Genomic DNA, 12,910 nt, shown 5'->3' with positions numbered 1-12,910 from the left:
AACACTGATCTATCTCCCCGCTGGTGCCCGGCGCATCAGTGCATCCAGGAAGGCAGACCCATGACGCAACACAATCATCATCATCAAGATCATCAGGCGCACGGCGAGCAACCGCCGCATCCCCGCACGGGTGCTGAAGGTGACGTCCATGCCGGGCACGACAAGCACGCCGGCCACAGCGTGGCGAGCTTCCGCGACAAGTTCTGGCTCACGCTGCTGCTGACCATCCCCACTCTGATCTGGAGCGGGATGATCCAGCATTGGTTCGACTACACCGCACCACAGTTCCCGGGGTCGGCGTACATCCCGGCGGTGTTCGGCACGATCGTGTACTTCTACGGCGGCTCGCCGTTCGTCCGCGGCGGATACCACGAGCTGAGAAATCGCCTGCCGGGCATGATGACGCTGATCTCGCTTGCGATCACCGTCGCCTTCCTTTACAGCGCGTTGGTCACGCTCGGCGTTGTCGAGGGCTTGGACCTGTGGTGGGAGCTGGCGACGCTGGTGGCGATCATGTTGCTCGGCCACTGGATCGAGATGCGTTCGATCAACCAGGCACAGGGCGCTCTCAAGGAACTCGCGAAGCTGCTGCCTGATATGGCGGTGCGGTTGGATGAGGCCGGTACCGCGAAGGAAGTCCCTGTCGCGGAACTGAAGCGCGGCGACCTGCTGCTCATCAGGCCCGGCGCGAGCATTCCCGCCGACGGCGTCGTGAAGGAAGGGACCAGCGCCGTCAACGAAGCGATGATCACCGGCGAGTCCAAGCCGATGGACAAGTCGACGGGCGACCGGGTGATCGCCGGCACCGTCAACGGACAGGGCTCGTTGCGTGTCGAGGTGACGGGAACCGGCGACGAGACCGCGCTCGCGGGTATCATGCGGCTCGTCGAGCAGGCCCAGACGTCGCGCTCGCGCGCCCAGGCCCTGGCGGACCGGGCGGCGTTCTACCTCACGATCATCGCCATCGTCTCCGCCGCGGTTACCGCCATTGTCTGGCCACTCCTCGGTCGACCGTGGAGCTTCACGATCGAGCGCGTAGTGACCGTGCTCGTGATCGCCTGTCCCCATGCGCTAGGTTTGGCCATCCCGCTGGTGACCGCCATCTCGACCACGATTGGCGCACGGAACGGCCTGCTCGTGCGCGATCGACGCGGCCTGGAAGAGGCCCGTTTGCTGAACACGGTCGTGTTCGACAAGACAGGCACGCTCACGCTCGGTTCGCACCGCGTCGTGAAGACCACTGCCGCCGATGGACTCACCGACGACGAGGTGCTTCGCGTGGCCGCGTCGGTCCAGCGCGACGCTGAACATCCGATCGCGCAGGCGCTGATGACCAGCGCCAAGGAACATGGCATCGACGTTCCGATGTCGCAGGACTTCGAGTCCATGCCGGGACGCGGCGTGCGCGCAGTCGTCGAGGAGCGCTCGCTTCACGTTGGCGGGCCGGGTCTGTTGAGAATGCTCGCGGTCGAACCGCCGGAGACGCTTCGGCGGGCTGCCGAATCAGCGGCAGCCGATGGTCAATCTGCAACCTACCTGGTGGAAGGCGACCGGGTGCTCGCCGTATTTGCGATCGCGGATGCCATCCGTCCCGAATCGTTCGACGCGGTCAAGCGGCTGCACGACGAAGGACTGGAGGTTGTCCTGCTGACGGGTGATTCCACGGCGGTCGCAAACGCGGTCGCGAAGGAACTCAACATCGACACCGTCTTCGCCGAGGTATTGCCCGAGGACAAGGTGGCAAAGATCGAGGAGCTGCAGGCCCAGGGCAAGCGCGTCGCGATGGTGGGTGACGGTGTCAATGACGCTCCGGCGCTGCTCACGTCCGACGTCGGCATCGCCATCGGCACAGGGACGGACGTCGCGGTCGAGGCCGGCGACGTCGTACTCGTGCGCAGCGACCCGCGCGACGTGCCAGCGATCATCGAATTGAGCAAGGCCACCTATCGCAAGATGATCCAGAACCTGTGGTGGGCCGCCGGCTACAACATCGTCGCCATCCCTCTCGCCGCTGGCGTTCTCGCCGCATGGGGGATCCTGCTGCAACCTGCGCTTGGGGCAGTGCTCATGTCGCTGAGCACCGTCGTTGTGGCAATCAATGCGCAGTTGTTGCGCCGGGCGGTGCGGTCCCCATGAACATGATTCGGGGACACCTGTGACCACGCGCCGGCTTCTTGCACTCAACGTTGGCTCGTCCACCCTCAAGGGCGCGTCCTATCTGTTCAACACTGAGGGACACGGCGCGCAGTCTCGTCTGCTCGAGCGCTCCCGGGCCGAAATTCCAGTCGGCGTGGATGCGCAGGAGCGCCTTGCCACCCTGCTCGAAACCTTGTCGGAACCGGCGACCGGCCCCGAAGTGGTGGTGCATCGGATCGTCCATGGCGGTGACCTGCGCGGCGCCCGTGAACTCGACGAAAACGTGCTCGCAAAACTGGATGCATTGGTGCCGTTCGCACCCTTGCACCAACCTGTAGCCCTCGCCTTCGCGCGTGCTGCACGCCTGCGGTGGCCGCAAGCCCGCCAGGGCGTGGCCTTCGACACCGACTTCCATGCGTCACTCGCGCCCTGGAGCCGGCGCCTGCCTGTCCCTGAAGCATGGGATGCCCTCGGCATCCGCCGTTACGGCTTCCACGGGCTCGCATTCGCCTCCGCGCTGCGAATCGTGGCCAGCCACGATGCGGGAATCCAGAAGGACCGCGCCGTCTTCGCGCATCTGGGGGGCGGCTGCAGCGTCTGTGCCGTCGAGGACGGCCGCAGCCGCGACACCACCATGGCGCTCACTCCGCTGGGTGGAATCCCGAGCCCTACCCGCTCCGGAGATCTCGATCCCGGCGCGTTGCTGTATCTGCTCCGGCACGAGCGTCTGGATGCGCAGGCGCTTGAAGATGGCCTGTACCGCAGTGCAGGCCTTGCCGGAATCGCCGGGCATGGCGACATGCGCGTGTTGCTCGCCGATCCCAGCCCGCAGGCCAAGCTTGTCGTGGAACTGTTTACAGTCCGGATCGCGCAGTCCATCGCGGCCATGGCCACGGGAATCGGCGGTCTCGACCATGTCGTCTTTTCCGGCGGCATCGGCCATCGCGCACCCGGTCTGCGGGCGCGGATCATTGCGCGCCTGGGCTGGCTTGGCTTGGCGCTCGCCCCTGCCGACAACGATGCGGGAGCCACGCGGATAGACGGCGGGGGCGGGCCGGTCATCTGGAACGTCGCGATCGACGAGGAACTCGAGCTGGCCGAGTCAGCGCTGGCCTGGCTCTAGCACCCGGCAGCACCGCTACATCTTGTGCAGAACCTCGAACTCCTGGCGGTCCAGATCGCCGCTCTTGTCCGCATCCACCATCGAGGCATGGGCGGCCATGGGATGCCTGGCAAGTTCTGCAGTGGACAGCTGGCCATTACCGTCAGCATCCAGTTCGTCGAAAGCCTTGGTCAGTTCGTCTGACGTGTCTTGCGCCATCGTTCCGGGCCCGTGGCCCGCATGTGCGGAACCGGAACTCCCGTGCGATTGCCCGGCTGCGACTGCGCTGCCGCTGACCAGTGCAGCAGCGAATATCAGGACGGAAAGTTGCTTCATGTATGGGCTCCGGTTGAAATGATTTCAGCACCTGGGCGGCAGGATGCACCCTTGACCATGGTCCGGAGTCAAGGGTGCACTGTTCACTATTGTGCCGCCATGGCCGCGCAGCTCTCGGCGCACCGGCGGCAGATGTCCGCGCAGCGCTTCATCTCGGCAATGCCGATGGGGTGACCAGGGCGATCGATGGGAACAACAGCGCCAGCCACAGGCAACGGGCGCCGACGCCGGCGCGGCGCGACTGGACACGGGAGACGGAATGCATGGGACCTCCGAACACGACGAAGGAACACGGGCGCGAATGCGCCGGCGTCGAAAGAACGTCGGTTCGGTGTCTAGATCAGAAGGCTGCAATAACGCAGCCGAGGAGGTGGGTCCGATCGCGCGATCGAAACCTCGACGGGCGCAGCGGCCTTGTCGGCAGGCAACTCAAGAACAGGTTCGAAGGCGAGAGCGGCCAGCGCCATGGGCGGCACCGACAGTTGCGCTGTGTCCGTTGCCAGCTGGTGGTCCGGATTGCAGTGCTTGTCGCACAGCGCCGGGTTCGTCTTCGCCTGCTCCATGCCCATCCCGGCGCAGTGCTCGGCCATCGCTTCCATCTGCACGGGCATTTGCTGGACCGGACATAGGTAGGCAGCCAACGCCACCTGCTGGAACAACAGGCAGAGGATGGCAAACAGGCTCGTTCGCAGACGGTGGCGGGCACGCCGGGTCATGGGGCAACGTTACTCGACATGGTTTGCCGATGAAAGGACCCGCGGCGGGTCGGAATGGTTCCCGCCGCCAGTCTCGAGAAAGTCCAAGGCCCGGCAGGGACGCTATTATGCGCCCATGCACTCCATGCCAGTCAGATCCACTGTCCCAGCCATCCTGGCTGCCTTGCTGGCTGCCATCGCCGCGTCTCTATGTTGCCTGGTGCCGTTGATCCTGGTGTTGCTGGGTGCTGGCGGCGCATGGCTTTCCACCTTGACGGCACTGGATCCATGGCGCCCCGTGTTCAGCGTTGTCGCATTGGGCGCCTTGGCGGCCGCTGCCTGGACTCTGTACGGTCCCACGGCGCGGTGTCGCGGCGATCGCCTGTGCCTTGCTCCCGCCGTGCTGGCTCGACGACGCAGGCTGTTCTGGTTGACCACAACCATCATCATCCTGCTGCTGCTATCCCCCTACCTGCTCGACTGGCTTCTATAGGAGGTCTCCATGCGCGCCGCTTCGCTGCTCCTTCCTCTACTGCTCGCTTTCGGAGCGGCCAATGCCGCTGAGCCAGAAACAGCCATACTCGACGTCGGCAACATGACTTGTCCGGCCTGTCGCATCACTATCGAGGCGGCCCTCCACAGGGATGAAGGCGTGCTGGCCACCACGATCGATACCGAGGGCGGAACCGTCAGCATCCGCTTCGATCCCGAAAAAACAAGCAAGACCCGCCTGGCCGAGACAGTTACCAACGCAGGGTTTCCTGCAAAGCCCCATGACAGTGGCAACTGATCTGCAACTGATCAGCACATTGACTTGTCCGCACTGCGGTCGTCGCATGACGGAGTCCATGCCCACCACGGCATGCCTTTTTTTCCATGAATGCACTGGTTGCAGGCAGCTACTGACGCCGAAGCCAGGCGACTGTTGCGTTTTCTGCTCCTACGGCGATTTCCCCTGCCCGCCAGTGCAACAGCAGAAGTCCTGTTGCGCCTAGGCTCTCCGCGCCAGCCCAAGCCGTCAGGCATCGAACGAAAAACCTGCACCGACAATGGTCGCCACGCCCAGCACGGCGAACAGGATGGCAGCGACCCGTTGGACGACTTTCATGGGGACTCGCTTGAGCAGACGATCACCGATCAACACGGCGGGGACATTGGCGATCATCATGCCCAGCGTCGTTCCAGCGACCACTGCTACTGGCAGCGTGTATTTGGCGGCCAACGCGACCGTCGCCAGCTGGGTCTTGTCACCCATCTCCGCCAGGAAAAAGGCAATCAGCGTGGTCATGAAGACGCCGTAGCGCCCGAGGGACGAGGTCTTCTCGGCATCGAGTGTGTCCGGCACGAGCGTCCAGGCAGCCATGGCAAGGAAGGACAAACCAAGGCCCCACCGCAAGGCTGCTGGATCGATCAGCGACATGAGCCATGCGCCGAGCGCGCCGGCCAAGGCGTGATTGATCAGCGTCGCTGCGAGAATGCCGGCGATGATGGGCAGTGGACGTTTGAATCGCGTCGCGAGGACGAACGCGAGCAGCTGGGTCTTGTCGCCGATTTCAGCGAGGGCAACTACACCAGTCGAGACGAGGAAGGCTTCCATGAGATCCATCCGGCCGGAACGACGCATGACCACGGCGCGTCCCCGGCCTTTCGGAAGCGCTGTGGTCAATGGTCTTGCCAGATGCGGGATCGTCGGCGCCATGGCCTTCGGGCCAAGTGTGTTGACGCGGACCTCTTCGGGGCGAAGAGCGGCTACTCCCCAGTGACGCGGCCATTATAGCTCGCATCACGGGTGCAGGTGCGGGCGCTCGCAGGCGGTGCGTTCCACCTGGAGCGTCGCATGCTCGATGCCGAACCGCTGTTCCAGCACGTCGGCCAGGACCGCGCGCACCTTGTCCGGATTCTTGGCGCCCTCGCGCAGGACTACATGCGCGGTGAGTACCACCTGGCGCGAGCCCATGGCCCAGGCGTGCAGGTCGTGGACCGCCGTGACGTCGGCATTGCCGAGTAATGCGGCACGAACCTGATCGAAATCCAGGCCTGCCGGCACCCCCTGCATCAGCACCTGGCCCGCTTCGCGCAGGAGCATCCAGGTCCGCGGCAGGACCCAGAGCCCGATCAGTACGGCGATCACGGGGTCCACCACCGCCCAGCCCGTGGCCATGATGAGCGCGGCGCCGGCGATGACACCCACGGAGCCCAGCATGTCGCTCCACACTTCCAGATATGCGCCCTTGATATTGAGGCTGGTACCGCTACCCGCCTTCAGCAGTCGCATGGAAACCAGGTTGATCGCCAGGCCTATTCCGGCAATGACCAGCATGCCGGTGGAAGCGACCGCCGGCGGATCTCGAAATCGTGCTGCCGCTTCCCAGAGGATGTATCCGGCCACCAGGAACAACAGCCCGCCGTTGATCGCAGCGCCGATCGCTTCCATACGGGCATAGCCGTAAGAGCGCTTGGCGTCGGCTGGCTTGCGACTCAAGCGAACGGCGACCAGCGAGATCGCCAGGGCCAGCACATCGGTGCCCATGTGCGCCGCGTCGGAGAGCAATGCCAGGCTGTTGGTCATCAGGCCGCCGACCACTTCGGCGACAAGGAAAACGCCGGTCAGCCCGAATGCCCACCACAGTGGGCGCTCGTGACGGATTTCTCCGGTGCCGTGGTCGTGTCCTGCGCCCATATCAGCCGGACTCCCCTTCGCCAATGGGCCAGGCGGATTCCACCGCACTGACGTAGACCCATCCAGCGCCTGGATGGCCGGCCGGCCCCACGCGGCGGAAGATCTCCACCGCGCGGGCGACGTCCGAGTCCTCGCAGAACAGTTCCACCTGTACCTCGGAGACGACCTGGTCTCCGAATACCACGGAGTATTCGCGCTCACGCGCATGCAGCGCGTGCAGCAAGCCCTTGACGTCGAACAGGCTCACTCGGTCGAAACCCGCGGCTTCCAGGGCGTGAAGCACGTCCGAAACCCGGTTGCGGTGGATGAACGCCTTGATCTGCTTCATGGGACATTCTCCGTTGGGTGTTGCGCCTTGCGCTCGGCGCGATCCTCGAGCCATTCGTACAACACCGGCAGCAGGATCAGCGTCAACAAGGTCGAGGTGATCAGGCCGCCTACCACGACCGTGGCCAGCGGGCGCTGGGTCTCGGCGCCGACCCCACTGGACAGCAGCATCGGCACAAGGCCCAGGATGGCCACGCTCGCGGTCATCAGCACAGGACGAAGGCGCATTGCAGTGCCCTGCACCACGGCTTCCCGCACCGTGCGTCCCTTACCCCGCAGTTCGTTCAGGAAACTGACGAGCACGATCCCGTTCAACATCGCCACGCCGAAGACCGCAATGAACCCGATGGCCGACGGAACGGACAGGTATTGGCCGGTGATGAACAACCCGATCAGGCCCCCGATCGTTGCGAAGGGCACGTTGGCCAGGATCAGGGCGGCGTACTTGATCGAGTTGAACGCGGTATAGAGCAGCACGAAAATGAAGAAGATCGTGACTGGCACGATGATGGCCAGGCGGGCCAATGCCCGCTGCTGGTTCTCGAAGGCCCCGCCCCATTCGATCCAGTACCCGGTTGGCATCTCGACATTCTGTTCGATCGCCGCCGATGCCTCCTTCACGAAGCCATCGATGTCGCGGCCGCGCACGTCCATCTGGATGACGGCATAGCGTTGCAGCTGCTCGCGGCGGACGAACGAATACCCTTCGGCAACGCTGATATCGGCTACCTCGGAGAGCGGAACCAGTGCACCCGATTCCGTACGCAGCGGGATCCTGCGCAAGCTTTCGACGGATTGGCTGGCGCTTTCGCCTAGACGCACGGTGATGTCGAACCGTTTCACCCCATCGAGCAGCACGCTGACCGGCTCTCCGCCCAGGCCATTGCGCACAATGGTCAATACGGCCTCGGCGTTGAGGCCATGGCGCGCCATCTCCGCACGGTCCACCCGGATGCGGATCTGGGGTTTGCCGAGATTGGCCTCCAGCGAGAGGTCGGCCACGCCCGGCACTTTCGCGAGCACGTCCTTCATCTCGCCGCTGAGCCGATCCAGCTCACTCAGATCCTCGCCGTAGAGCTTGAGCGCCAAGGTCGCCCGCACGCCCGAGATCAGTTCCTCCACCCGCATCTGGATCGGCTGGGTGTAGCCGGCCACGACATTGGGTACCTCTTTTTCGAGGGCCTCTTCCATGAGCTCCTCCAACTCCTTGAGCGAGCGCCCCTCGGTCCACTGGTCTTCCGGGTTGAGCGAGGTGTAGATCTCCATGTAGTTCACGTCCGCCGTTTCGCCCTGTTCGGCGCGGCCGATCATCGCCACGGTGGTCTCGACTTCCGGAAAGCGCTTGAAGGCTTCAGCGATCTTGCGGCTGGTCTCGATCGACTCGTCCAGGGACGTCGATGGAATGCCGGTGACGCGCCACATGATCGAGCCTTCCTGCAACTGCGGCATGAATTCCTTGCCCAGGAACGGGAACAGCGCAAAGCTCGCCAGCAGTGCGACCAGCGCCCCGGCCACCACCACTCGCTTGCGAGCCAGGGCCTTGTCCAGCAGCGGCCGATAGATGCGCTTGACCCGGGCAACCAACCATGTGTCCCGCTCTTCCTTTGGCTTCAGGATCATCGCTGCCAGGACAGGAATGAGCGTCAGGCTCAACAGCAGCGAGCCCGCCATCGCGAAGGCGATGTTGAAAGCCATCGGCTTGAACATCTTGCCTTCAAGCCCCTGCAGCGAGAACAGCGGCAGGAACACCACGATGATGATGACGATGGCGAAGGAAATCGGGGCCGCCACCTCGCGTGCCGCCGCCAGTACCGCGGCCGTGCGGTCCACGCGCTCTCCATGCTCGCGTCGTTCGGCCATGATCCTGAAAGCGTTCTCGACCATCACCACGGCGCCGTCGACCATCATGCCGATGCCGATCGCCAGGCCCGCCAGAGACATCAGGTTGGCCGACAGGCCGACCTGCTGCATGCCGATGAACGCGATCAACATCGCCAGTGGCAAGGTGACCACCACCACGATGGCCGAGCGCAGGTCGCCCAGGAACAGGAACAGGACGATCGCGACCAGGATGGAGCCCTCGACCAGGGCGCTGGTGGCCGTACCGACGGCCTTGTTGACGAGGTCCGTGCGCTCGTAGATCGGTTTGATGACCATGCCTTCCGGGAGCGCATCGCGCACCACGTCCAGCTTGGCCTTGACGGCCTCGACCACTTCCTTGGCATTTGCGCCGATGCGGGCCAGCGCCATCCCCAGCACCACTTCCTCGCCGTCGCGGGTGACCGCACCGAAGCGGGGCGCGGGTGCCTCGACGATCGTGGCGACATCGCGCAGGTACACCGGCGTACCGTCTACCGCTTTCAGGACGATGTCGCCGATATCCTCCGTGGATTGAAGCAAGCCGAGACCGCGGATCAGGAACTGTTCCTTGCCCACGTTCATGACGTTGCCGCCGACCTGCCCGTTGTTGGCCGGGATCGCCGCGAGCACGTCGTCGAAGCCCAGGCCACGCGCGTAAAGCCGCTGGGGATCGATCCGTACCTGGTACTGGCGCTCGCCGCCGCCCCATGAACTGACGTCATCGACGCCCTGGGCGGTACGCAGGATCAGCCGGATGACCCATTCCTGCGTGGTACGCAGGTCCATGTCGGTGACCTCGGCCTCGCTGACACCCGGCGCCCGCTCCACGGTGTACCAGTACACCTGCCCCAGGCCGGAGACATTGGGTCCCATGGCCGGTTTGCCATAGCCCTCCGGCAACCGATCACCGATTTGTTGCAAGCGCTCGTTCACCAGCTGCCTGGCGAAGTAGATGTCCATGTCGTCTTCGAAATAGGCCGACACATAGGACAAGCCGAAAAGGCTCACGGAGCGGATCTGCTGCACCTTCGGCAGGCCGGCCAGCGCCGACTCGATCGGCGTGGTCAACAGCAGCTCGACGTCCTCGGCCGCGAGCCCCGGTGACTCCGTATACACGTTGACCTGGACCGGCGTGACATCCGGGAACGCATCGATGGGCACGTTGCGGACCGCATTGACGCCAAGAAATGCGACGACGGCGAACACGATCAGGACCAGGAACTTGTAACGCAGGGAAAATTCGACCAGGCGGTTCAGCATGGCGTGGCTCCCCGGCTCGAATGGCGGAGGTCAGTGCCCATGGCCCTCTCCCATCTGCGACTTGAGGATCTGCGACTTCAGGCCGAATGCGCCCTCGACGACGATCGCATTCCCCGGCTCCAGCCCGTCCAGAACGATCGTCTGGTTGCCCACGGCATCCCCGGTCCGGACCGACACGGGTTCGAATGCGCCTGCTTCCGTACGGCGGAATACCACTGTCTCCCCGGAGAGCTGGACGATGGCTTTGGTGGGCACGGCCAACTGCTGGGCACCCTCCCCGCCGCCGGAATCGGCAACCGCCTGGAACAGGACCTCGACGAAATCGCCCGCATGCAGCCGATCGCCCTTGTTGGGTACTTCGATCCGCACCTCGGCATTGCGCGTCGACTCGGACGTGCGATGCGCGCTGCGCTGCACGGTTCCCGCCAGACGATCTTCGCCGGCGACCACGGTGACCGGGCTCCCGGACTCGATGCGCGAGACGACGCCGGGAGGCAACTTCGCGTCTACCCATACGATCGATTCATCGACCAGGCGAAACAGCGGGCGCCCGGGTTCGATGCGCTCGCCGACGACGAAGTTGTCTTCCGTGATGCGGCCTGCATGCGGCGCTTGGAGCGTGAACTCCCCGCTGGCATTGCCGGACGCGGTGCCAGGCAACCCGTAGGCACGTGCCATCGCGCGGGCGCGATCCAGCGCAACTTTTGCCTCGATGATCCTGCGCCCGGCCACCGCCTCGCGGCCGAGGGATGAAACACGGGCCCACTCCTGTTCTGCAATGCGCAGTTCGGCCTGCGCGTCGGCAACTTCCACGCTCGACAACCTGACGAGGGGCGCACCGGCGCGTACTTCGTCGCCGAGCTTTGCGTAGCGGCGGATGACGAGCGATTCAACGCGCGGTGTGATCAGCGTGGTGCCATAAGCGTTGTCCAGGACTTCGCCCGGAGCGCGCACCTGCTCTTCGGCCACCGACGGCTTGAGGGTTTCAACCTTGATGCCGGCTGCCTTGACCGCGGCCGCATCGAGCTCGATCAGCGTGCTGCTCTCTTCCGCGTGTTCGCCATCGGCAACGGATTCGACGCCTTCGGGCGCTTCGGCGCTCTCCTGTTCGGGCGCGTTGCCACAGGCGCCAAGCGCCAACAGCAAGCCCACGCAGACAGGCAGGAGGAGGGTTCGATTCGATTTCATCTGCACGTCTCTCATGGGGTGGCCTCCAGTCCGGACCAGCGGGTGAGCTGGCCGACGGCGGCGAGATAGTCGACATAGCTGCGCCACAGGCGTGCCTGGAGTTCGGCACCGGCGAGCTGGGTATCCAGGGTCTGCTTGATCTGCAGGAGGTAATCGGCGGTCGAGAGTTCGCCTTCCCGCCACAGGCGCTCAAGCAAAGCCTCACGACGGCTCACTTCAGTCCCGCGACTCGATTGCCAACTGGCCCAGGCGCTTTGCGTGGCCCGGTAGGACTCGATCGCCGCCTGCTGCCCGGCAGCGAGTTCCAGGCGGATGCGCTCGGCGTCCGCTGCCGCGGCTTCGACGTCCGCTTGCGCAGCGACCACCTCCGCGCGATAGCTGTTGCGAACGAACAGCGGAATGCGCACGGATATGCCGATGATCCGGTCCTGGACGTTGCCGTAGTCAATGCGCCCACCACTGACGCCGACTGTCGGATCGGGTCTTCGATTCCGGCTTGCGACCAGCACGTCGCCCTCGGCAGCCTCGACGGCCGCTTGAGCGACCTGCCACTCAGGAAGCCCTACAGGCAAAGGCGGGTCGGCAAGCATGGGCGGAGGTGGCGGCACGCCCAAGGCAAGCGCATCAAGCTGACCCGGGACACCGCCTACCGCGCGGAACCGGGCTTGCGCTTCGGCTTCCTCGGCGATCAGTTGCGCCTGTTCGCTGCGCGCCTCATCACGCGCCAGCGCTGCCAGGTCGCGTTCGAGGCCGGAAATGTCACCGGCATCGAACTGCTTTTCGGCAAGCTCGGCAAAGCGGGTCATGAGTGCAAGCCGCTGCTCGCCCGTTTGCAGCCGTTCCCGGGCGCTCAGCCACGCCGTCCAGCCGGTGAACCACAGCCGGATGAAATCGCGCTCCCGCACGCGGGCCTCGGCCACGGCGAGATCCAGCCTGGCATCGGCTGCTTCGAGACGCGCCTCCCGCTTGCCGCTTAGATCCAGCGTCAGGTCGACACCCACGGTGGCTCGGCGATCGGGACCTTCATCCTCCGCGGCGAACTCGAGCTCCGGGTTATAGAGCGGCTGCCCAGCCGCAGTACGCCGCGCCTGTGCGGCCGCGAGTTGGGCCTGCGCCGCACGGTAGCCGGGATAACGCTGCCACGCCGACTGCAGCGCTTCCTGGACAGGCGCGGGTGCACGCGCGCTTTGAACCTGGGCGAGGCCCAGCATGGGAAACAGGCATGCCGCCATGGCGATGCCGAGCCGGGCGACTTTGCGTCGCCGCAGCCTTGGTGAACAAGACATTTGGGGAAATCCTCTGAAACGACGTTTCCGGTCGACAATG

At 64.8% G+C, this 12,910-nt stretch carries 13 protein-coding genes and 1 riboswitch; of the genes, 5 read left to right on the top strand and 8 right to left on the bottom strand.

The features are described 5' to 3' along the window. Positions 1–60 precede the first annotated feature (60 nt). Positions 61–2,136: a heavy metal translocating P-type ATPase gene (locus E4F25_RS01625; RefSeq protein ID WP_246069695.1), complete on the top strand. Its 2,076-nt coding sequence runs from the start codon at positions 61–63 to the stop codon at positions 2,134–2,136. Positions 2,137–2,155: 19 nt separating this feature from the next. Continuing rightward, positions 2,156–3,259 carry an acetate kinase gene (locus tag E4F25_RS01620; protein WP_181168172.1) on the top strand — a complete coding sequence of 368 codons (1,104 nt, stop codon included), beginning with the start codon at positions 2,156–2,158 and terminating at the stop codon, positions 3,257–3,259. Positions 3,260–3,274: 15 nt separating this feature from the next. Here E4F25_RS01620 and E4F25_RS01615 read toward each other — a convergent pair whose 3' ends face one another. Further along, on the bottom strand, positions 3,275–3,574 hold the full coding sequence (locus E4F25_RS01615) for an EF-hand domain-containing protein (protein WP_140908532.1): 300 nt from the start codon (positions 3,572–3,574) through the stop codon (positions 3,275–3,277). 335 nt (positions 3,575–3,909) lie between these two features. Beyond that, positions 3,910–4,290, bottom strand: a complete 381-nt coding sequence (locus E4F25_RS01610) for a hypothetical protein (RefSeq protein WP_140908531.1) — start codon at positions 4,288–4,290, stop codon at positions 3,910–3,912. Positions 4,291–4,405: 115 nt separating this feature from the next. Between E4F25_RS01610 and E4F25_RS01605 the strand changes: the two genes are divergently transcribed. Genes E4F25_RS01605 through E4F25_RS11570 form a run of 3 tightly spaced genes read left to right on the top strand, consistent with a single transcriptional unit; the run spans position 4,406 to position 5,264 of the window. Then, positions 4,406–4,762, top strand: a complete 357-nt coding sequence (locus E4F25_RS01605) for a mercuric transporter MerT family protein (protein ID WP_140908530.1) — start codon at positions 4,406–4,408, stop codon at positions 4,760–4,762. Between the two features lie 9 nt (positions 4,763–4,771). Beyond that, a complete protein-coding gene (locus E4F25_RS01600) occupies positions 4,772–5,059 on the top strand; it encodes a heavy-metal-associated domain-containing protein (RefSeq protein WP_140908529.1) in 288 nt (95 codons plus the stop codon). Then, positions 5,043–5,264, top strand: a complete 222-nt coding sequence (locus E4F25_RS11570) for a GDCCVxC domain-containing (seleno)protein (protein WP_246069691.1) — start codon at positions 5,043–5,045, stop codon at positions 5,262–5,264. The genes E4F25_RS01600 and E4F25_RS11570 overlap by 17 nt, the downstream gene beginning before the upstream one ends. Before the next feature lie 23 nt (positions 5,265–5,287). Here the strand turns inward: E4F25_RS11570 and E4F25_RS01590 are convergent, their stop codons facing one another. From E4F25_RS01590 to E4F25_RS01565, 6 genes are all read right to left on the bottom strand, one after another. Next, the gene (locus E4F25_RS01590) at positions 5,288–5,866 is read right to left on the bottom strand and encodes a TMEM165/GDT1 family protein (RefSeq protein ID WP_140910254.1); all 579 of its coding nucleotides are present in this window, start codon (positions 5,864–5,866) and stop codon (positions 5,288–5,290) included. 1 nt (position 5,867) lies between these two features. Beyond that, positions 5,868–6,046: riboswitch (yybP-ykoY riboswitch) on the bottom strand. 6 nt (positions 6,047–6,052) lie between these two features. Then, positions 6,053–6,949, bottom strand: a complete 897-nt coding sequence (locus tag E4F25_RS01585) for a cation diffusion facilitator family transporter (RefSeq protein WP_140908528.1) — start codon at positions 6,947–6,949, stop codon at positions 6,053–6,055. Between the two features lies 1 nt (position 6,950). Beyond that, positions 6,951–7,277: a P-II family nitrogen regulator gene (locus E4F25_RS01580; protein WP_140908527.1), complete on the bottom strand. Its 327-nt coding sequence runs from the start codon at positions 7,275–7,277 to the stop codon at positions 6,951–6,953. Then, on the bottom strand, positions 7,274–10,396 hold the full coding sequence (locus E4F25_RS01575) for an efflux RND transporter permease subunit (protein ID WP_140908526.1): 3,123 nt from the start codon (positions 10,394–10,396) through the stop codon (positions 7,274–7,276). The genes E4F25_RS01580 and E4F25_RS01575 overlap by 4 nt, the downstream gene beginning before the upstream one ends. Before the next feature lie 30 nt (positions 10,397–10,426). Then, on the bottom strand, positions 10,427–11,599 hold the full coding sequence (locus E4F25_RS01570; protein WP_140908525.1) for an efflux RND transporter periplasmic adaptor subunit: 1,173 nt from the start codon (positions 11,597–11,599) through the stop codon (positions 10,427–10,429). Then, the gene (locus E4F25_RS01565) at positions 11,596–12,870 is read right to left on the bottom strand and encodes a TolC family protein (RefSeq protein ID WP_140908524.1); all 1,275 of its coding nucleotides are present in this window, start codon (positions 12,868–12,870) and stop codon (positions 11,596–11,598) included. Before E4F25_RS01565 ends, E4F25_RS01570 begins: the two co-directional genes overlap by 4 nt. Between the last annotated feature and the right edge of the window lie 40 nt (positions 12,871–12,910).

It is taken from the genome of Cognatiluteimonas lumbrici (assembly GCF_006476065.1).
GTDB lineage: Bacteria > Pseudomonadota > Gammaproteobacteria > Xanthomonadales > Xanthomonadaceae > Cognatiluteimonas > Cognatiluteimonas lumbrici.
The sequence above is the reverse complement of the archived record's forward strand: the minus strand, read 5'-3'. Positions and strand labels throughout refer to the sequence as shown.